The 19,058-nt window shown below is 56.5% G+C and carries 19 protein-coding genes; 6 read left to right on the top strand and 13 right to left on the bottom strand.

Annotated elements, in window-relative coordinates; translation table 11 throughout:
* The first annotated feature begins 40 nt into the window (after positions 1 to 40).
* On the top strand, positions 41 to 589 hold the full coding sequence (idi, locus tag ABLV75_RS19855) for an isopentenyl-diphosphate Delta-isomerase (RefSeq protein WP_004105550.1): 549 nt from the start codon (positions 41 to 43) through the stop codon (positions 587 to 589).
* A 105-nt stretch (positions 590 to 694) separates the two neighbouring features.
* On the opposite strand, the gene lysS is transcribed toward idi, so the two are convergent.
* From lysS to xerD, 5 genes are all read right to left on the bottom strand, one after another.
* The gene (gene lysS / locus ABLV75_RS19850; RefSeq protein WP_004105551.1) at positions 695 to 2,212 is read right to left on the bottom strand and encodes a lysine--tRNA ligase; all 1,518 of its coding nucleotides are present in this window, start codon (positions 2,210 to 2,212) and stop codon (positions 695 to 697) included.
* 9 nt (positions 2,213 to 2,221) lie between these two features.
* Positions 2,222 to 3,320 (bottom strand): peptide chain release factor 2 gene (gene prfB / locus ABLV75_RS19845; RefSeq protein WP_097365639.1). Its coding sequence is split into 2 segments (ribosomal slippage): positions 2,222 to 3,244 and positions 3,246 to 3,320, totalling 1,098 coding nucleotides; the frame shifts between segments, so codons are not numbered across the junction.
* Between the two features lie 85 nt (positions 3,321 to 3,405).
* Positions 3,406 to 5,139 (bottom strand): single-stranded-DNA-specific exonuclease RecJ, encoded by a 1,734-nt coding sequence (recJ, locus tag ABLV75_RS19840; RefSeq protein ID WP_004105553.1) that lies wholly within the window; start codon positions 5,137 to 5,139, stop codon positions 3,406 to 3,408.
* 5 nt (positions 5,140 to 5,144) lie between these two features.
* On the bottom strand, positions 5,145 to 5,858 hold the full coding sequence (gene dsbC, locus ABLV75_RS19835) for a bifunctional protein-disulfide isomerase/oxidoreductase DsbC (protein ID WP_004105554.1): 714 nt from the start codon (positions 5,856 to 5,858) through the stop codon (positions 5,145 to 5,147).
* A 22-nt stretch (positions 5,859 to 5,880) separates the two neighbouring features.
* Positions 5,881 to 6,777, bottom strand: a complete 897-nt coding sequence (xerD, locus tag ABLV75_RS19830; RefSeq protein ID WP_004105555.1) for a site-specific tyrosine recombinase XerD — start codon at positions 6,775 to 6,777, stop codon at positions 5,881 to 5,883.
* A gap of 121 nt (positions 6,778 to 6,898) precedes the next feature.
* Here xerD and fldB point away from each other — a divergent pair, with 121 nt between their 5' ends.
* Entirely contained in the window at positions 6,899 to 7,420 is a 522-nt protein-coding gene (fldB, locus tag ABLV75_RS19825; protein WP_004105557.1) for a flavodoxin FldB, read from the top strand.
* Positions 7,421 to 7,428: 8 nt separating this feature from the next.
* Here fldB and ABLV75_RS19820 read toward each other — a convergent pair whose 3' ends face one another.
* Both ABLV75_RS19820 and sdhE read right to left on the bottom strand, forming a co-directional pair.
* Positions 7,429 to 7,839, bottom strand: a complete 411-nt coding sequence (locus ABLV75_RS19820) for a protein YgfX (RefSeq protein WP_004105559.1) — start codon at positions 7,837 to 7,839, stop codon at positions 7,429 to 7,431.
* Positions 7,820 to 8,086, bottom strand: a complete 267-nt coding sequence (gene sdhE, locus ABLV75_RS19815) for an FAD assembly factor SdhE (RefSeq protein WP_004105561.1) — start codon at positions 8,084 to 8,086, stop codon at positions 7,820 to 7,822. Before sdhE ends, ABLV75_RS19820 begins: the two co-directional genes overlap by 20 nt.
* A 243-nt stretch (positions 8,087 to 8,329) precedes the next feature.
* On the opposite strand from sdhE, the gene ygfZ reads away from it, so the two are divergent.
* Positions 8,330 to 9,313 carry a tRNA-modifying protein YgfZ gene (gene ygfZ / locus ABLV75_RS19810; RefSeq protein WP_004105567.1) on the top strand — a complete coding sequence of 328 codons (984 nt, stop codon included), beginning with the start codon at positions 8,330 to 8,332 and terminating at the stop codon, positions 9,311 to 9,313.
* Positions 9,314 to 9,440: 127 nt separating this feature from the next.
* Here the strand turns inward: ygfZ and ABLV75_RS19805 are convergent, their stop codons facing one another.
* Together ABLV75_RS19805 and yqfB are read right to left on the bottom strand one after the other, a co-directional pair.
* Positions 9,441 to 10,100 (bottom strand): hemolysin III family protein, encoded by a 660-nt coding sequence (locus ABLV75_RS19805; RefSeq protein WP_004105569.1) that lies wholly within the window; start codon positions 10,098 to 10,100, stop codon positions 9,441 to 9,443.
* A 161-nt stretch (positions 10,101 to 10,261) separates the two neighbouring features.
* Positions 10,262 to 10,573 carry a N(4)-acetylcytidine aminohydrolase gene (gene yqfB, locus ABLV75_RS19800; RefSeq protein WP_004105571.1) on the bottom strand — a complete coding sequence of 104 codons (312 nt, stop codon included), beginning with the start codon at positions 10,571 to 10,573 and terminating at the stop codon, positions 10,262 to 10,264.
* 50 nt (positions 10,574 to 10,623) lie between these two features.
* Between yqfB and ABLV75_RS19795 the strand changes: the two genes are divergently transcribed.
* From ABLV75_RS19795 to ABLV75_RS19785, 3 genes are all read left to right on the top strand, one after another.
* The gene (locus ABLV75_RS19795) at positions 10,624 to 11,352 is read left to right on the top strand and encodes a MurR/RpiR family transcriptional regulator (RefSeq protein WP_064352017.1); all 729 of its coding nucleotides are present in this window, start codon (positions 10,624 to 10,626) and stop codon (positions 11,350 to 11,352) included.
* Positions 11,353 to 11,472: 120 nt separating this feature from the next.
* The gene (locus ABLV75_RS19790; protein WP_004105576.1) at positions 11,473 to 12,906 is read left to right on the top strand and encodes a 6-phospho-beta-glucosidase; all 1,434 of its coding nucleotides are present in this window, start codon (positions 11,473 to 11,475) and stop codon (positions 12,904 to 12,906) included.
* A 188-nt stretch (positions 12,907 to 13,094) separates the two neighbouring features.
* Positions 13,095 to 13,586, top strand: a complete 492-nt coding sequence (locus ABLV75_RS19785; protein WP_004105578.1) for a protein disulfide oxidoreductase — start codon at positions 13,095 to 13,097, stop codon at positions 13,584 to 13,586.
* Between the two features lie 109 nt (positions 13,587 to 13,695).
* On the opposite strand, the gene ABLV75_RS19780 is transcribed toward ABLV75_RS19785, so the two are convergent.
* The 4 genes from ABLV75_RS19780 to gcvT all read right to left on the bottom strand — a co-directional run bounded on the left by ABLV75_RS19780 (position 13,696) and on the right by gcvT (position 19,024).
* On the bottom strand, positions 13,696 to 14,439 hold the full coding sequence (locus tag ABLV75_RS19780; RefSeq protein ID WP_004105581.1) for an SDR family oxidoreductase: 744 nt from the start codon (positions 14,437 to 14,439) through the stop codon (positions 13,696 to 13,698).
* A gap of 60 nt (positions 14,440 to 14,499) precedes the next feature.
* On the bottom strand, positions 14,500 to 17,373 hold the full coding sequence (gene gcvP / locus ABLV75_RS19775; protein WP_004105583.1) for an aminomethyl-transferring glycine dehydrogenase: 2,874 nt from the start codon (positions 17,371 to 17,373) through the stop codon (positions 14,500 to 14,502).
* 144 nt (positions 17,374 to 17,517) lie between these two features.
* Entirely contained in the window at positions 17,518 to 17,907 is a 390-nt protein-coding gene (gene gcvH, locus ABLV75_RS19770) for a glycine cleavage system protein GcvH (protein WP_004105585.1), read from the bottom strand.
* Between the two features lie 22 nt (positions 17,908 to 17,929).
* A complete protein-coding gene (gene gcvT / locus ABLV75_RS19765; RefSeq protein ID WP_004105587.1) occupies positions 17,930 to 19,024 on the bottom strand; it encodes a glycine cleavage system aminomethyltransferase GcvT in 1,095 nt (364 codons plus the stop codon).
* Positions 19,025 to 19,058: the final 34 nt, after the last annotated feature.

The following is a 19,058-nucleotide window of genomic DNA, read 5'->3' as shown; positions in this document are numbered from 1 at the left end:
GCGGGTTTGTGCCGGGTCATTTTCTATTTCAGGAGTTGTCATGGCCGGGGAACATGTCATTTTGCTGGACGAGCAAGATAAGCCTACAGGTATGCTGGAGAAGTATGCCGCCCACACCCTCAATACCCCTCTGCATCTCGCGTTTTCCAGCTGGCTGTTCAATGAACAAGGCCAACTGCTGGTCACGCGCCGCTCGCTGGGCAAAAAAGCCTGGCCAGGCGTATGGACGAACTCAGTCTGCGGGCATCCGCAAACCGGTGAAACCTTTGAACAGGCCGTTGAGCGCCGCTGCCGCTTTGAGCTCGGCGTCGAGATAACCCGTATCGTCCCGGTCTTTCCGGGGTTCCGTTACCGGGCCGTCGCGCCGAATGGCATTGTCGAAAACGAGGTCTGTCCGGTCTATGCGGCACGAGTAGCCAGCGCGTTACGGATAAATCCTGACGAAGTGATGGATTTTCAGTGGAGCCATCTTGAGGATGTTTTAAGCGCAATTCGCGCGACGCCCTGGGCTTTTAGCCCGTGGATGGTCATGCAGGCTGCGGATGATAATGCGCGTAATGCCTTAATAAGCTTTAGCCGCCAGGCATAAAAAACCCCAGCCTGCTGGGGTTTCGTTTATTACAGTCTACCCGCCATACTTCAGGTTGCATGTGCGTTGGCTTTCATGCAACTCGAATGATTCAGGGTTCAGAACTTATTTTACCGGACGCATCGCCGGGAACAGGATCACGTCGCGGATAGTGTGGCTGTTGGTAAACAGCATCACCATACGGTCGATACCAATACCGAGACCTGCGGTCGGCGGCAGGCCGTGCTCCAGCGCGGTGACGTAGTCTTCGTCATAAAACATGGCTTCGTCGTCACCGGCAGCTTTCGCGTTAACCTGATCGAGGAAACGCTGCGCCTGGTCTTCCGCATCGTTCAGCTCGCTAAAGCCGTTACCGATTTCACGCCCGCCGATGAAGAATTCAAAACGATCGGTGATTTCCGGGTTCTCGTCGTTACGACGCGCCAGCGGAGAGACTTCTGCCGGATATTCGGTGATGAAGGTTGGCTGAATCAGATGCGCTTCCGCCACTTCTTCGAAGATCTCGGTCACGATGCGGCCCAGACCCCAGCTCTTCTCAACGTGAATGCCGATGCTTTCCGCAATGGCTTTTGCAGAATCGAAGTTATCCAGATCGGCCATCTCGGTTTCCGGACGGTACTTCTTGATCGCTTCGCGCATCGTCAGTTTTTCAAACGGCTTGCCGAAATCAAAGGTCTGATCGCCGTAAGGCACTTCGGTATGGCCGAGAACGTCCTGCGCCAGGGTGCGGAACAGGGATTCGGTCAGCTCGATCAGGTCTTTATAGTCCGCATAGGCCATATAGAGTTCCATCATGGTGAACTCTGGGTTATGACGAACGGAGATACCTTCGTTACGGAAGTTACGGTTGATTTCGAACACGCGCTCGAAGCCGCCAACCACCAGACGCTTCAGGTACAGTTCCGGCGCGATGCGCAGGTACATATCCAGATCCAGCGCGTTGTGATGGGTGATGAACGGACGGGCGGAAGCGCCACCGGGGATCACCTGCATCATCGGGGTTTCCACTTCCATAAAGCCGCGGCCGACCATGAACTGGCGGATGCCGGCCAGGATCTGCGAACGCACTTTAAAGGTGTTGCGCGATTCATCGTTGGAGATCAGATCCAGGTAGCGCTGACGATAGCGCGCTTCCTGATCCTGCAGGCCGTGGAATTTGTCCGGCAGCGGGCGCAGGGCTTTGGTCAGCAGGCGCAGCTCGGTGCAATGGATGGAGAGTTCACCGGTCTTGGTTTTGAACAGCTTACCGCGCGCCGCGATGATGTCCCCGAGGTCCCATTTTTTGAACTGCTCGTTGTAGACGCCTTCCGCCAGATCGTCGCGGGCGACGTACAGCTGAATGCGGCCGCCAACGTCCTGCAGCGTAACGAAGGAGGCTTTACCCATGATACGGCGGGTCATCATGCGGCCAGCAACGGCGACTTCAACGTTCAGCGCTTCCAGCTCTTCGTTTTCTTTGGCATCGAATTCAGCGTGCAGTTGGTCAGAGGTGTGGTCACGACGGAAATCATTCGGGAACGGGATACCCTGCTCACGCAGCGCAGCCAGCTTCTCACGACGGGCTTTCAGTTCATTATTAAGGTCAATTGCCGCGTCAGCGCCCTGTGCTTGTTGTTCAGACATGTTGGTTCCTCATAACCCTGCTTTCAAACTTGCTTCGATAAATTGATCCAGGCTGCCGTCCAGCACCGCCTGAGTGTTGCGGGTTTCCACCCCGGTACGCAGATCTTTAATGCGGGAGTCATCCAGCACGTAAGAACGGATCTGGCTGCCCCAGCCGATGTCGGATTTGGTATCTTCCATCGCCTGCTTCTCGGCATTTTTCTTCTGCATTTCCAGCTCATAAAGCTTCGCTTTCATCTGCTTCATGGCCTGGTCTTTGTTCTTGTGCTGTGAACGGTCGTTCTGGCACTGAGTCACTAAGCCGGTCGGAATATGGGTGATACGCACCGCGGATTCCGTACGGTTAACGTGCTGACCGCCCGCGCCGGATGCGCGATAAACGTCAATGCGCAGATCCGCCGGGTTGATTTCGATATCAATATCGTCATCCACTTCCGGATAAACGAATGCGGAGCTGAAAGAGGTATGGCGGCGGCCGCCGGAATCGAACGGGCTCTTACGTACCAGACGATGAACGCCGGTTTCGGTACGCAGCCAGCCGTAAGCGTAGTCGCCAATAATCTTGATGGTCACGGACTTAATGCCCGCCACTTCGCCTTCAGACTCTTCGATGATCTCGGTCTTGAAGCCGCGCGCTTCGGCCCAGCGCAGATACATGCGCATCAGCATGCTCGCCCAGTCCTGCGCTTCCGTACCGCCGGAACCGGCCTGGATGTCGAGGTAGCAATCGGCGCTGTCGTATTCGCCGGAGAACATGCGGCGGAACTCAAGCTGCGCCAGCTTCTCTTCCAGCACATCAAGCTCAGCAACGGCTTCGTTAAAGGTCTCTTCGTCGTCGGCTTCAACGGCCAGCTCCAGCAGACCGGAAACATCCTCCAGCCCCTGAGACATCTGATCCAGCGTATCAACGATGGCTTCCAGCGAGGAACGCTCTTTGCCCAGCGCCTGCGCACGTTCTGGTTCGTTCCAGACGTCAGGCTGCTCCAGCTCGGCGTTTACTTCTTCAAGACGCTCTTTCTTAGCATCGTAGTCAAAGATACCCCCTAAGAACGTCCGAGCGCTCCGTGAGGTCCTGAATACGGTTTTTTACCGGATTTATTTCAAACATGGTCGGTTTCTTTTAATGGATTCGTCAAAATGCGGTGATAAGAGCGGAATTCTACCGGATTCGCGCTCTCATTAATATACTGTTCTCAATTTGGCCAGAGGTGGTCAATGATCAGCTGCAGGCTGCGGTTGCCGCGGAACTCATTGATATCCAGCTTATAGGCAAGCTGAACTTCGCGAACGCCGTTATCCGGCCAAATGGAAGTATCCACATTGAACGCAATACCGTCCAGCAGCGGGCCGCCGCCGACCGGCTCAACCATCACCTTCAGGTGACGCTCGCCGACCAGACGCTGTTGTAGCAGACGAAAACGGCCATCGAACAGCGGCTCAGGGAACATCTGCCCCCATGGCCCGGCGTCGCGCAGCATTTGTGCGACCTCCATGCTCATCTCTGCCGCCGCCAGCGGGCCGTCGGAGACCACTTCGCCCTGCAGTAGCGCAGGATCGAGCCACTCGGTCACCAGTTCGCCGAAACGCTGCTGAAACTCCTCAAAACGCGCCTCTTCTAACGACAAACCCGCCGCCATGGCATGACCACCGAACTTCAGAATCAGCCCGGGATAGAGGGTATCCAGACGCTCCAGCGCATCGCGCATATGCAGCCCCTGAATCGACCGACCTGAGCCTTTGAGCGTACCGTCACCGGTGGGCGCAAAGGCGATAACCGGGCGATGGAAGCGCTCTTTAATACGCGAGGCCAGAATGCCGACGACGCCCTGATGCCACTGCGGGTGGTACATCGCCAGGCCGCCGGGCAGCGTCTCGCTGCTGCGTTCCAGCTTTTCACACAGGGTCAGCGCTTCCGCCTGCATCCCCTGTTCTATCTCTTTACGCGTCTGGTTTAACGCGTCCAGCTCATTGGCCAGCACCCGCGCTTCGCCGGTGTTGTCGCACAGCAGCAGCGCCACGCCGACGGACATGTCGTCCAGCCGCCCTGCCGCATTAAGGCGCGGGCCAAGCGCGAAGCCGAGATCGCTTGCCGCCAGCTTTTGCGGATCGCGGTTGGCGATTTCCAGCAGCGCCTTGATGCCCGGACGGCATTTACCTGCCCGAATGCGGCTCAGCCCCTGCCAGGTCAGAATACGGTTGTTGGCATCCAGCGGTACGACGTCCGCCACGGTGCCAAGCGCCACCAGATCGAGTAAATCCGCCAGATTCGGCGGCGCAATGCCGCGCTCATCAAACCAACCTTTATCACGCAGAAAAGTGCGCAGCGCCAGCATCAGATAAAAGGCCACGCCAACCCCGGCCAGCGATTTTGACGGGAACTCGCAGTCCCGCAGGTTCGGGTTAATAATCGCTTCGGCGGCAGGCAGCGTATCCCCCGGCAGATGGTGATCGGTCACCAGCACCGGAATACCCAGCGCATGGGCGCGCTCGACGCCGGCGTGGGAGGAAATGCCGTTATCCACGGTCATTATCATCTGCGCGCCGCGGGCGTGAGCCTGATCGACCACTTCCGGACTCAGGCCATAGCCATCCTCAAAACGGTTTGGCACCAGGTACGAGACGTTGCCGTAGCCCAGCCCCCGCAGGGCCAGAACGCTAAGCGCAGTGCTGGTAGCGCCGTCGGCGTCAAAATCGCCGACCACCACAATGTGCAGCTCCTGCTTAAATGCGCCGTAGAGCATCTCTACCGCTTTTTCGACGCCGGTCAGCTGCGACCATGGCAGCATACCTTTTACACCGCGTTCCAGCTCCTGCGCGCTACGCACGCCGCGGCTGGCGTACAGCCGCTGCAGCAGCGGAGGGAGATCGTCAGGTAAATCGACGCCGTCAGCCGCCTCGCGGCGGCGTAGTTGTATCTGTTGTTTCACGCGAATCAGTTACCGCTTATCTGTTTTTGATGCTCATCAAGGAGCGCTTTCAGGTCTTTAGGATCGCGATAGCCAGGCATCAGCGTACCGTCGCTCAGCACCATCGCCGGCGTGCCGTTAACGCCAAGCTGCACGCCGAGCGTGTAGTGTTTAGCGATATCAACATCGCAGCTCGCTGGCTGCACGCCTTTGCCGCTCATCGCGTTATCCAGCGCTTTGTTGCGATCTTTGGCGCACCAGATAGCCTTCATATTCTGCTCGGCTTCGCTTTGCAGCCCCTGGCGCGGGAAGGCCAGATAGCGCACGGTAATCCCCAGCGCGTTATAGTCGCTCATCTGCTCATGCAGCTTGTGGCAATAACCGCAGGTAATATCGGTGAAGACGGTGATGACATGTTTTTCCTGCGGCGCTTTGTAGACGATCATCTCTTTTTCCAGGGCGTTTAGCTTCCCCCCCAGCAGCGCATTGGTAACGTTTACCGGCTGCGCGCCGCTGACATCGTACATCGGCCCCTGGATAATGTGTTTACCATCATCGGTGACGTACAGCACGCCGCTGTCCGTCAACACGGTGCTGATGCCTTTGACCGGCGAAGGCTGCACGTCCGAGCTCTGCACGCCAAGCTTCGCCAGCAGTTGCTTGATCGCCGCGCTATCGGCATGCGCCGCACCGGATAAGGTGGTCGCCAGCAGAGTGAACATCAGTAAACCTTTTTTCATACTCAGTCCTTTTTTTCAGCACTCACGCACGCGGGTGATGCTGTTGATGGAGTTGTCGCAGACGCTCGGTCGCCACGTGGGTATAGATCTGCGTCGTGGAGAGATCGCTGTGTCCTAACAGCATCTGCACCACGCGTAAGTCGGCGCCGTGATTAAGTAAATGGGTAGCGAACGCATGGCGCAGCACGTGCGGAGAGAGCTTTTCGCTATCAATTCCCGCCAGTACGGCATAGTGCTTAATTCGATGCCAGAACGTCTGGCGCGTCATCTGCTGCGCGCGCTGGCTGGGAAAAAGCACATCGGAAGCCACGCCGTTCAGCAGCCAGGGACGCCCGTACTCCAGGTAATTCTCAACCCACAGTACCGCCTCTTCGCCTAACGGCACCAGACGTTCTTTATTTCCTTTACCGATCACGCGCAGCACGCCCTGACGCAGGCTGATATCGCTCATGGTCAGGCCCACCAGTTCAGAAACGCGCAGACCGGTGGCGTACAGCACTTCCAGCATCGCTTTATCACGCAGTTCCAGCGGTTGTTCAACCAAAGGGGCCTGAAGCAGGCGTTCAACCTGCGCCTCGCTCAGATCCTTCGGCAGCCGCTGCGGCAGCTTTGGCGATGCGAGCAGCGCGCTGGGGTCATCGGGGCGAATTTTTTCCCGGTACAGATGCTGGAAGAAGCGACGCACGGCGCTTAGCAGGCGCGCGGTGCTGGTGGCTTTATAACCGCCGGTTTGCCGCTCCGCCAGCAGCGACTGGAGATCTTCGCCGCTGACGCTAGCAAGCGACAGGCCACGATGATGCAGCCATTCCACGACCATCGTCAGATCCCGGCGGTAGGCGCTCAGCGTGTTTTCCGCCAGATTCCGCTCCAGCCACAAGGCATCAAGAAACTGCTCGATTTGTGCGAGATCCTGTTCCACTCCGGCCTCTTTGTATATTAAAACGGCGCCATTATACCCTAAATAATTCGAGTTGCAGGCGGGCGCGGCCTTTCTGGTACACTAAGCGCAAAGTCACAGCAAGAATTGAGACGTTTCCGCGATGAACATAGGTCTTTTTTACGGCTCCAGCACCTGCTACACAGAAATGGCGGCGGAAAAAATCCGCGATATCATCGGCCCTGAACTGGTGACGCTGCATAACCTGAAAGATGATTCCCCTGCCCTGATGACGCAATATGATGTGCTGATCCTCGGCATTCCAACCTGGGATTTTGGCGAGATCCAGGAGGACTGGGAGGCGGTCTGGCAGCAGCTTGATACGCTGGATCTGCAGGGTAAAATCGTCGCGCTCTATGGCATGGGCGACCAGCTAGGCTACGGCGAATGGTTCCTTGACGCGCTCGGCATGCTGCACGATAAGCTGGCAACAAAAGGGGTTAAGTTCATCGGCTACTGGCCAACCGAAGGCTATGAATTTACCAGCCCGAAACCGGTCATCGCCGACGGCCAGCTGTTCGTTGGTCTGGCGCTCGATGAAACCAACCAGTATGACCTGAGCGATGAGCGTATTCAGAACTGGTGCGAGCAAATCCTCGGCGAAATGGCTGAGCAGTTCGCCTGAGTCCAGGCTTAATCTTGCGTCGGTTTCTGTAACACCAGCCGACGCAGATCGCGCCACTCGCCCGCGTCCATGCTATCCGCCGCCACCCATAGATGCTGAGTGCGTTGGTTTTCCGTATTTCGCAGACGCAGCAGCATTCCGCTATTGATTACCCACGGGGTGCCGACGATATCCCACTCCGCTTTTTGCCAGCGCAGGCGAGAGTCAATCAGCAGCTTTATTTCCCCCTGTCGGGCATGGATCCGCCGCTGGCTGCGCACGCAGTCGAACACCACCAGCGACAGCAGTATCAGCCACAGCGGGGTATAGCTCAGCGGCCAGGGCAACACCAGCACCAGCGCCGCCACCACGCCGTGCATCAACAGTGAGAACCATTGCGCTCGCCACGAGATGCGTAAATCAGATTGCCACAGGACCACGTTCCCGATTCCGTGTCTGAATTAATTTTACCATCCGCTGCAGTTCTGCATCAGCCGGTTCGCCATGGTTCATCAACCAGTTGAACAGGTCCGGATCGTCATTTTCCAGCAGGCGGATGAACAACCGCTTATCGTCATCACTGAGCGTATCGTACTCATGCTCAAAAAACGGCATGATGGAGATATCGAGTTCACGCATTCCCCGGCGGCATGCCCAGTGGATGCGAGCTTTATTGTTAATATCCATGTTTTACTTCCTGCTTATAAATATTGCTTAGTTTAACCCGTTTTCGCCGCTGACTTCACTGGAATATCAAGATTCACGAGCGCTATTCCATGAAATCTCTAAAATAATCAGGTTATTGATAATTTCGTTCGCGTTAGCGCCCAGTTTTGAGGGCACGAATGGCCTGGCAAAAGCGCTTGCATTGCACCATAGCTCTTTTACCATTAGTCACACACTCTGCGTTAAGCTATTCAGGATATGACTATGGCTTTTACACCTTTTCCTCCGCGTCAGCCCTCCTCTTCCGCTCGTCTGCCGTTAACGCTGATGACGCTGGATGACTGGGCGCTGGCGACGATTACCGGGCCGGATGGCGAGAAATATCTGCAGGGGCAGATCACCGCTGACGTCAGCCACCTGACCGACGAGCAGCATCTGCTTGCCGCGCATTGTGACGCCAAGGGCAAGATGTGGAGCAATCTGCGCGTTTTCCGTCGCAACGAGGGTTTTGCGTGGATTGAGCGCCGCAGCCTGCGCGATGCGCAGCTGACTGAACTGAAAAAGTATGCGGTGTTCTCTAAAGTGACCATCGCCGCCGACGATGAATCCGTGCTGCTGGGCGTTGCCGGGTTCCAGGCACGCGCTGCGCTGACGCCGCTGTTTAACGAGCTGCCAAATGCCGATAAACAGGTTGTCAGCGAAGGTGCCACCAGCGTGCTGTGGTTTGAGCATCCCGCCGAGCGCTTCCTGCTGGTGACCGATGTGGCAACCGCCACCCGCATCACCGACGCGCTGCGCGGCGAAGCACAGCTAAACAATAGCCAGCAGTGGCTGGCGCTGAATATTGAAGCTGGCCTGCCGGTCATCGACAACGCCAACAGCGCGCAGTTTATTCCGCAGGCCACCAACCTGCAGGCGCTGGGCGGCATCAGCTTCAAAAAAGGCTGCTATACCGGTCAGGAGATGGTTGCCCGCGCTAAATTCCGCGGTGCCAACAAGCGCGCCCTGTGGTATCTGGCCGGGACCGCCAGCCGCGTGCCTGAAGCCGGGGAAGACCTGGAAATGAAGATGGGTGACAACTGGCGTCGTACCGGTACCGTTTTAGCGGCCGTGCAACTGGATGATGGTCGCCTGCTGGTGCAGGTAGTGATGAATAACGATATGGAGCCGGGCAGCGTATTCCGCGTGCGCGACGATGCCGGCAGCCTGAGCATTGAGCCGCTGCCGTATTCGCTGGAAGAGAGTTAAAGCGATATTCCCCGCCGCCTTCTTCCTGGAGGCGGCGATAACGCGCCTGTCCCGGCTACCAGCCCTCAGACGACGGTGAACCTGTAGCCCGGCTAAGCGTAGCGCGAGCCGGGAGATTTCTCAAAATTTAAGCCTGCCCGACGTACAAATAAATCGCCAGGAAGTGGCACACGCTGCCGCCCAGCACAAAGCCGTGCCAGATAGCGTGGTTGTACGGAATACGCTTACAAACGTAGAAAATAACCCCCAGCGAATAGACGACCCCGCCCACCGCAAGCAGCGTCACGCCGCCAATCGCCAGCTTAATCGCCAGCTGATAAACGACGATCAGCGACAGCCAGCCCATAGTCAGATAGGTCACTAAAGAGAGGATCTTAAAACGATGCGCAATCGTCAGCTTAAACAGGATCCCCAGCAGCGCCAGGCTCCAGATGACGATCATCAGCCCGCGCGAGAGCGGCGAATTTAGCCCCACCAACAGAAACGGCGTGTAGGTTCCGGCAATCAGCAGGTAGATGGCGCAGTGGTCGAATTTTTTTAGCCACAGCTTAGCCCGCTGATGCGGAATCGCGTGATAGAGGGTCGAGGCGAGGAACAGCAAAATCATGCTGCCGCCGTACAGACTGTAGCTGGTGATAGCCGTTGCGCCGGCGTTGCTATCTACCGCCTGCACCAACAACAGCACCAGACCAACGATACCGAACACCAGCCCGATCCCGTGACTGATGCTGTTGGCAACTTCCTCTGCCAGAGAATATCCCTGTGTGATTAACGATTTGCGAACCATATTTGACTCCGAAAACCCGTACGCTTTCAATGCACACTTAGGTTAACTGAGAATGATTCCAGTGAACACCTGTTCGCTAAAATAAAAAGGTGAATATTTATGAACAGTATAAAATCAAAAGCTTACATAAAAATTTCAACTAACAGACGTTCACTATTTTATTAAAGCTTTTCGAATTCAATAACATAAAACTGCTTTTCTTCAGGATAGATCTCCGCAATCACCTCACGCAGCTGCGCCAGTGTCATGTTTTCCTGCTGCGCATGCAGTTCGGTCAGCGTATCCAGCGTTACCGTTGAGGTGGCCACCACGCGAATAGTGCAAAAATAGCCGTCATCTTCATAGCGGCCAACGCGCAGCACATCGCCCATTTTAAAGTGCGATTCAGCAGCATCGCGGATGGTAATCGTTTTGCGTCCGGCGAGAATGTCGTCCTGAAAACGCTGAAAAAAGGTTATGTCATTTGGCTGCATGATATCATTCCGTCCTGGTCATTATGAATTGTGAGTTTGCCACTGTGAGTATCTTCTCCCACGCCGCTATCGCCAGTCTCAATAATCTTGAGATGATGGTCTATCACTACGTCATTAAAAATCGCGACAAAGTGATGTACATGACCATCCGCGAGCTGGCGGAAGCGGCCGGAGTCTCCACGACTACCGTTCTGCGCTTCTGCCGCAAGCTGCAGTGCGAAGGCTACTCGGAGTTTCGCGTACGCTTTAAATTATATCTGGAGCAGAATGAGCCTCAACAGGCAAATATCGGCGCCAGCGAAATAATGAGCTTTTTTAAAAGCATCAATAACGATGAATTTGACCAACTGCTCGAGCAGGCGGTTGATATTATACTCGCTTCGGAAAGAATTATTTTCGTCGGCGCCGGCACCTCCGGCGCGCTGGCAAAATATGGCGCACGTTTCTTTTCTAACGTCGGAAAATTCAGCAATCATATCGACGATCCTTATTTTCCGGTGACCAATGATATGGCGCGTAATGCTCTGGCTATTGTGCTGTCGGTCTCCGGTGAAACCGAAGAAATCCTGCGCTTTGCCAGCCAGTTCAGCCTGCATCGCTGTAAAGTGATGTCCATCACCAGCCACGAGCACTCGCGGCTGGCAAAGCTCGCCGACTTCAATCTCTCCTGGCACGTTCCGCAAACGCGCATCGGCGGCGTCTACGATATTACCACGCAGATCCCGGTTATTTATATTCTGGAAACGTTGGGCCGTAAATTAGCGCGCAAACTCGTCTGAAAATAACAGGGTGTTTTTCCGATGTAACAAATTCCATTTCAGGCAAATTGTTATATCGTGACATTTATATTCCCTTTGTTAGACTCGCAGCCAACAGCCATTATGACGAGATGAGCAAAGATGAAAAAAATCCCTTTACCAAAAGACTTTTTATGGGGCGGTGCGGTCGCCGCACATCAGGTTGAAGGCGGCTGGAATAAAGACGGCAAAGGCCCGAGCATCTGCGACGTGCTAACCGGCGGCGCGCACGGCGTACCGCGTGAGATAACCCAGCAGGTCGAGCCGGGTAAATACTACCCCAACCACGAAGCCATCGACTTCCACGGCCGCTATAAAGAAGACATCAAGCTGTTCGCCGAGATGGGCTTCAAGTGCTTCCGTACTTCCATCGCCTGGACGCGCATCTTTCCGCAAGGCGACGAAACCCAGCCAAATGAAGAAGGGCTAAAATTTTACGATGACATGTTCGATGAACTGCTGAAGTACAACATCGAGCCGGTTATCACCCTCTCCCACTTTGAGATGCCGCTGCATCTTGTTCAGCAGTACGGCGGCTGGACCAACCGCAAAGTGGTCGATTTCTTTGTGCGTTTTGCCGAAACGGTCTTCGAGCGCTATAAGCACAAAGTGAAATACTGGATGACCTTCAACGAGATCAACAACCAGCGTAACTGGCGCGCGCCGCTGTTTGGCTACTGCTGCTCCGGCGTAGTCTATACCGAACATGAAAACCCGGAAGAGACCATGTACCAGGTGCTGCATCATCAATTCGTCGCCAGCGCGCTGGCGGTGAAAGCGGCGCGTCAAATCAACCCGGAAATGCAGGTTGGCTGCATGCTGGCGATGGTTCCTCTCTATCCGTACTCCTGTAAGCCGGAAGATGTGATGTTTGCGCAGGAATCGATGCGTGAACGCTACGTCTTTACCGACGTACAGCTGCGCGGCTACTACCCGAGCTACGTCCTGAACGAGTGGGAACGCCGCGGTTTCAATATCAAAATGGATGAAGGCGATGCGCAAATCCTGCGTGAAGGCACCTGTGCGTATCTCGGTTTCAGCTACTACATGACCAACGCGGTGAGAGCGGAAGGCGGCACCGGCGACGCAATTTCCGGCTTTGAAGGCAGCGTGCCCAATCCGCATGTCAAAGCCTCCGACTGGGGATGGCAAATTGACCCGGTTGGCCTGCGCTATGCGCTGTGCGAACTGTATGAACGCTATCAGAAACCGCTGTTCATCGTCGAAAACGGCTTTGGCGCGTACGATAAAGTAGAAGAAGACGGCAGCATCAACGACGACTACCGCATCGACTATCTTCGCGCTCACGTTGAAGAGATGATCAAAGCGGTGACCTACGATGGCGTTGAACTCATGGGCTACACCCCGTGGGGCTGCATCGACTGCGTCTCCTTCACAACCGGTCAGTACAGCAAGCGCTACGGCTTCATCTACGTCAACAAGCATGACGACGGCACCGGGGATATGTCCCGCTCGCGCAAAAAGAGCTTTAACTGGTACAAAGAGGTTATCGCCAGCAACGGCGAGAAACTGTAATCATCTTGCCCCTTCCCCTAGGGAGGGGCAAAACTTCCCACAAAACAGACACTTCTTTACAGCATTAGCGTTGCTTACGCGCCCTCAACCGATAAGATAAACCGCAACAATCGTTGAGCTGCTGACGTTTACTCAGTGAATCAACGCCGCACGCTGCCGGCCGTTACGGCGCATTACAATGTAGAAAAATGATGCTTAAAGTCTTCAGACAGCTCCTGACATGGATCCTGATTGTTGCCGCCGTCAGTCTGACGGTGGATTATCTACGCAGGCCCGCACTGCCGCAGAATTTCTCCAGCATGCCGCTGCAAACGCTTGATGGCCGAACGGTCGATCTGGCGGCAATGAGCCAGGAGCGTCCCTTATTGCTATACGTCTGGGCAACCTGGTGCAGCGTATGCCGCTATACCACCCCGTCGGTGGCTGCTTTAGCCGACGATGGCGGTAATGTTATGACGGTAGCGTTACGTTCGGGCGATAACGCCACCCTGGCGCGCTGGCTGGCGCATAAAAAAATAGCGCTGCCGACGATCAATGACGCCAGCGGTCAGCTATCCCAAGGGTGGGAGGTACAGGTCACGCCGACCCTTATCGTTATCTCGCGCGGTGAGGTGAAGTCAGTCACCACCGGCTGGACCAGCAACTGGGGAATGCGCCTGCGGCTATGGCTGGCGTCATAGCGTATTTCCCTGCTCGCGCTGCGCTTAGCAGGGCTACCCGTTCGCTGCGATATACCGATTTTGTTCCCTGGGCAAGGCGTTAGCCGCGCCCCGGGAAATGGATTGCCTGCTATCTCCCGCCCGCCAGCTCGAGGAAGCTGCCGGTAACGTAGGAGGCCTTATCACTCAGTAGCCAGACGATCGCCTGCGCCACCTCTTCCGGCTGCCCGCCGCGCTGCATGGGCAGCATCGACTTGACGCGATCCACGCGTCCCGGCTCGCCGCCGCTGGCGTGCATATCGGTATAGATTAATCCGGGGCGCACGCCGTTAACCCGAATGCCCTGCGCCGCGACCTCCAGCGACAATCCGGTGGTCAGGGAATCAACCGCGCCTTTTGAAGCGGCATAATCCACGTACTCTCCCGGCGCCCCGAGGCGCGATGCTGCGGATGAAACATTCACAATCGCCCCACCTTTACCGCCATGCTTGTGCGACATCCGCTTTACCGCCTCCCGGCAGCAAAGGAAGTAGCCGGTAACATTGGTGGCCAGCACCCGGTTAATTCGCTCGGCGCAAAGGCTTTCAATCGTCCCCTGGGTAAATAAAATCCCGGCGTTATTGACCAGCGCGGAAAGCGGTTCACCGAGGCGGTCGATAGCGGCGAACATCTCCATCACCTGCGCTTCATCGCTGACGTCCGCCCGGAGCGCAACGGCGTTGCCGCCGCAGGCGCGAATCTCATTCACCACGTCGGTCGCGGCAGCGCTATTCTGATGGTAATTCACTACCACGGTATAGCCTTCCTGCGCCAGCAGCAGCGCCGTTGCTTTACCTATTCCGCGGCTACCGCCCGTCACCAATGCTATCGTCATACCATTCTCCCAAAAAATAAAGGCGCCGCAGCGCCTTTAAAAAATAGCCTAATCAGCAGATTACTGATATTCACTCATCGGTACGCAGGAGCAGAACAGATTGCGGTCGCCGTAAACATCGTCCAGACGCTTAACGGTCGGCCAGTATTTATTGTTCAGCCCGGCCGGGAACACCGCCAGTTCACGAGCGTACGGATGGTTCCACTCGCTCACCAGTTCACCCTGAGTATGCGGCGCATTCACCAGCGGGTTATCCTCCAGCGGCCACTCGCCGGCTTTCACGCGGTCGATCTCGCCGCGAATCGCCAGCATCGCATCGATAAAGCGGTCCAGCTCCACTTTGCTTTCCGATTCGGTCGGTTCCACCATCAGCGTGCCGGCGACCGGGAAGGACATGGTAGGGGCGTGGAAACCATAATCGATCAGTCGCTTAGCGATATCCAGCTCGCTGATGCCGGTCTCTTCTTTCAGCGGACGAATATCCAGAATGCATTCGTGCGCCACGCGACCGTCACGGCCAGTATACAGCACCGGGAACGCGTTTTTCAGACGGGTAGCAATGTAGTTGGCGTTCAGAATCGCCATCTGGCTTGCCTGTTTTAGCCCTTCTGCGCCCATCATCCGGATATACATCCAGCTGATCGGCAGAATGGAGGCGCTGCCGAACGGCGCGGCGGAAACTGCGCCCTGACGGGTCAGCATGCCTTCAATTTGCACCACGCTGTGGCCCGGTACAAACGGCGCCAGGTGCGATTTGACGCCGATAGGTCCCATCCCCGGACCGCCGCCGCCGTGCGGAATGCAGAAGGTTTTATGCAGGTTAAGGTGCGAGACGTCCGCGCCGATAAAGCCTGGAGAGGTAATACCGACCTGGGCGTTCATGTTCGCGCCGTCAAGGTAAACCTGGCCGCCAAACTGATGCACCACTTCGCACACTTCGCGGATGGTCTCTTCGTAGACGCCGTGGGTGGAAGGATAGGTGACCATAATGCACGAGAGGTTCGCCGCATACTGCTCGGCTTTGGCCCGCAGATCCGCCAGGTCGATATTGCCGTTTTTATCGCAGGCGACCACCACCACCTGCATCCCCGCCATCTGCGCGGAAGCCGGGTTGGTACCATGTGCGGAGCTTGGGATCAGGCAAATATCGCGATGCCCTTCGTTACGGCTCTCGTGGTAATGGCGAATCGCCAGCAGGCCCGCGTATTCACCCTGCGCGCCGGAGTTCGGCTGCATGCATACCGCATCATAGCCGGTCAGCTTAACCAGCCAGTCGGAGAGCTGAGCGATCATCTGGTGATAGCCTTCGGCCTGATCGACCGGGCAGAACGGATGCAGTTCGGCAAATTCCGGCCAGGTGATAGGGATCATCTCGGCGGCGGCATTCAGCTTCATCGTGCAGGAGCCCAGCGGGATCATCGCCTGGTTCAGCGCCAGATCCTTACGCTCCAGCGCGTGCATATAGCGCATCATCTCGGTTTCGCTGTGATAGCGGTTGAACACCGGATGAGTGAGGATCGCATCGTCGCGCAGCATGCTGGCCGGGATTGAACGGCTGTCCAGGGCCACGTCTTTATCCAGAGCGTCGATATCCAGGCCACGATCGTCGCCAACGATAGCGCGGAACAGGTTCAGAACGTCTTCACGAGTGGTGGCTTCGTCGAGCGTGATCCCGACGGCGTGATGAATATCGCTACGCAGGTTGATCTGCAGCGCTTCCGCCCGCGCCAGCACAGCCGCTTTATCAGCCACTTCCACGCACAGGGTGTCAAAGTAGTGCGCATGGCGGAGCTTGAGGCCTTTTTTCTGCAGACCTGCGGCCAGAATATCGGTCAGGCGATGAATGCGGCTGGCGATACGCTTCAGGCCGGCCGGGCCGTGGAACACGGCGTACAGGCTGGCAATATTAGCCAGCAGTACCTGGGAGGTACAGATATTGGAGTTCGCTTTCTCGCGGCGGATATGCTGCTCGCGGGTCTGCATCGCCATGCGGAGCGCGGTATTGCCCGCCGCATCTTTCGATACGCCGATAATACGGCCCGGCATGGAACGTTTGAATTCATCTTTTGCGGCAAAAAACGCCGCGTGCGGGCCGCCGTAGCCCATCGGTACGCCGAAGCGCTGGGCGGAGCCAAACACAATGTCCGCGCCCTGCTTGCCCGGAGCCGTCAGCAGAACCAGCGCCATAAAATCGGCTGCGACGCTGACAATCACTTTGCGCGCTTTCAGATCAGCAATCAGTTTGCTGTAATCATGAACCTCGCCGGTCGTCCCTACCTGCTGCAGCAGCACGCCGAAGACGTCCTGATGGTCGAGGGCTTTCTCGGCATCATCGACAATCACATCGAAACCGAAAGTTTCTGCGCGGGTACGCACCACGTCCAGCGTCTGCGGATGAACATCGGCGGCAACAAAGAAACGGTTAGCGTTTTTCAGTTTGCTCACGCGTTTGGCCATTGCCATCGCTTCCGCGGCGGCAGTGGCTTCGTCCAGCAGCGAGGCCGAAGCAATATCCAGACCGGTCAGGTCGAGCGTCACCTGCTGAAAGTTCAGCAGTGATTCCAGGCGACCCTGGGAAACCTCCGGCTGATAAGGCGTGTAGGCGGTATACCAGCCCGGGTTCTCCAGCATATTGCGCTGAATAACCGGAGGCAGCTGCACGGCGGTGTAACCCATGCCAATGTACGACTTGAAGCGCTTGTTACGACCGGCAATCGCCTTCAGCTCCGCCAGCGCGGCGAATTCTGTGGTTGCTTCGCCCACCTGCGGCGGCGTCGCCAGCTGAATATCCTGCGGCACAATCTGGCCAATCAGGTCGTTAAGCGAATCGGCGCCAACGGTATTCAGCATCTCCTGCTGCTGTCGGGCGTCCGGGCCGATGTGACGTTCAATAAAGGCGTCACGGTTTTCAAGCTGGCCTAAAGTCTGGGTCATGAGCGATGGTTCCTGAACGTGCGGTGAATCGTGATTGTCTGACTGGTTTGCCCGGCGAGCACTGATGCTTACCGGGCCAGAATATGCAAAATCATTCGCGTTGCAGGAAGCCAACGCCACTGCTACGTGAAGGAAGATGCGTATTTATTCGTCTTCTAACAGAGCTTCGTATGCGGTCGCATCCAGCAGCGCGGCAACCTGAGCTTCATCGCTGGCTTTAATTTTAAAAATCCAGCCGCCGGTGTACGGCTCGCTGTTGACCAGCTCAGGCGAGTCATTCAGCTCTTCATTGACGGCAACGATTTCGCCGCTAATTGGCGCGTAGATATCGGAAGCCGCCTTGACGGATTCGGCCACCGCGCAGTCGGCGCCCGCTTCAACGGCGGCGCCCACTTCAGGCAGGTCAACGAAAACCATATCGCCAAGCAGCTCCTGCGCGTGCTCGGTGATTCCGACGGTATAGGTACCGTCCGCTTCTTTACGCAGCCATTCGTGTTCTTTGCTGTATTTCAGTTCTGCTGGTACGTTGCTCATTAATTCATCTCCAAATGGGAAATCACACCACGGCTTTGCCGTTGCGTACAAAAACGGGTTTCGTCACTTTGACCGGCATTTCGCGGTTGCGAATCTGCACCACGGCGGTTTCACCGATGCCTTCCGGTACGCGCGCCAGGGCAATACTGTAGCCCAGCGTCGGGGAGAAGGTCCCGCTGGTGATAATGCCTTCTTTCTGATTGCCCTCGGCATCGCTGAAGCGTACCGGCAGGCCGCCGCGCAGAACGCCTTTCTCGGTCATCACCAGACCGACCAGCTGTTCGGTGCCTTTTTCACGCTGGAGTTCCAGCGCCTCACGCCCGATAAAGTCACGGTCAGCAGGCTCCCAGGCAATGGTCCAGCCCATGTTAGCCGCCAGCGGAGAGACGCCTTCGTCCATCTCCTGGCCATAAAGATTCATTCCCGCTTCCAGACGCAGCGTATCGCGCGCGCCAAGGCCGCACGGCTTAACGCCCGCGTCCAGCAGGCCGCGCCAGAAATCCACCGCCTGCTCGTTCGGCAGCGCGATTTCATAACCCGCTTCGCCGGTATAGCCGGTGGTTGCAATAAACAGATCGCCCGCCTGCACGCCAAAGAAAGGCTTCATGCCTTCTACAGCCTGGCGCTGCGCGTCGGTAAACAGCGTCGCCGCTTTCTCTTTTGCCTTTGGACCTTGTACAGCGATCAGGGAAAGATCGTCACGCACGGTCATTTCAAGACCATAGGATTCAGACTGCTGGGTGATCCAGGCGAGGTCTTTTTCACGGGTGGCGGAGTTAACAACGAGGCGGAAATAATCTTCAGAAAGGAAATAAACAATCAGGTCGTCAATGACGCCGCCAGAGGCGGTCAGCATGCCGCTATAGAGCGCTTTGCCCGGGACGGTGAGCTTCGCCACGTCGTTAGCCAGCAAATAGCGCAGGAACTCGCGAATTCGGCTGCCGTGAAAATCAACGATGGTCATGTGCGACACATCGAACATTCCGGCATCACCGCGCACCGCATGGTGCTCATCAATCTGGGATCCGTAATGCAGCGGCATCATCCAGCCATGGAAATCCACCATGCGCGCGCCGCATAGCGTGTGTTGTTCAAACAACGGAGTCTGTTGAGCCATCTTTTCCTCATCGAATAAAACGGAACCAGCCACT

It is taken from the genome of Klebsiella sp. CN_Kp066, from assembly GCF_040065135.1.
Lineage (GTDB): Bacteria > Pseudomonadota > Gammaproteobacteria > Enterobacterales > Enterobacteriaceae > Klebsiella > Klebsiella oxytoca.
The sequence above is the reverse complement of the archived record's forward strand: the minus strand, read 5'-3'. Positions and strand labels throughout refer to the sequence as shown.

What these genes read in the sequence shown, in the direction of transcription:
- idi (WP_004105550.1), top strand. Translation starts at nt 41, where the DNA reads ATGGCCGGGGAACATGTCATTTTGCTGGACGAGCAAGATAAGCCTACA.
- lysS (WP_004105551.1), bottom strand. Translation starts at nt 2,212, where the DNA reads ATGTCTGAACAACAAGCACAGGGCGCTGACGCGGCAATTGACCTTAAT.
- dsbC (WP_004105554.1), bottom strand. Translation starts at nt 5,858, where the DNA reads ATGAAAAAAGGTTTACTGATGTTCACTCTGCTGGCGACCACCTTATCC.
- fldB (WP_004105557.1), top strand. Translation starts at nt 6,899, where the DNA reads ATGAACATAGGTCTTTTTTACGGCTCCAGCACCTGCTACACAGAAATG.
- sdhE (WP_004105561.1), bottom strand. Translation starts at nt 8,086, where the DNA reads ATGGATATTAACAATAAAGCTCGCATCCACTGGGCATGCCGCCGGGGA.
- ygfZ (WP_004105567.1), top strand. Translation starts at nt 8,330, where the DNA reads ATGGCTTTTACACCTTTTCCTCCGCGTCAGCCCTCCTCTTCCGCTCGT.
- ABLV75_RS19805 (WP_004105569.1), bottom strand. Translation starts at nt 10,100, where the DNA reads ATGGTTCGCAAATCGTTAATCACACAGGGATATTCTCTGGCAGAGGAA.
- yqfB (WP_004105571.1), bottom strand. Translation starts at nt 10,573, where the DNA reads ATGCAGCCAAATGACATAACCTTTTTTCAGCGTTTTCAGGACGACATT.
- ABLV75_RS19790 (WP_004105576.1), top strand. Translation starts at nt 11,473, where the DNA reads ATGAAAAAAATCCCTTTACCAAAAGACTTTTTATGGGGCGGTGCGGTC.
- ABLV75_RS19785 (WP_004105578.1), top strand. Translation starts at nt 13,095, where the DNA reads ATGATGCTTAAAGTCTTCAGACAGCTCCTGACATGGATCCTGATTGTT.
- ABLV75_RS19780 (WP_004105581.1), bottom strand. Translation starts at nt 14,439, where the DNA reads ATGACGATAGCATTGGTGACGGGCGGTAGCCGCGGAATAGGTAAAGCA.
- gcvP (WP_004105583.1), bottom strand. Translation starts at nt 17,373, where the DNA reads ATGACCCAGACTTTAGGCCAGCTTGAAAACCGTGACGCCTTTATTGAA.
- gcvH (WP_004105585.1), bottom strand. Translation starts at nt 17,907, where the DNA reads ATGAGCAACGTACCAGCAGAACTGAAATACAGCAAAGAACACGAATGG.
- gcvT (WP_004105587.1), bottom strand. Translation starts at nt 19,024, where the DNA reads ATGGCTCAACAGACTCCGTTGTTTGAACAACACACGCTATGCGGCGCG.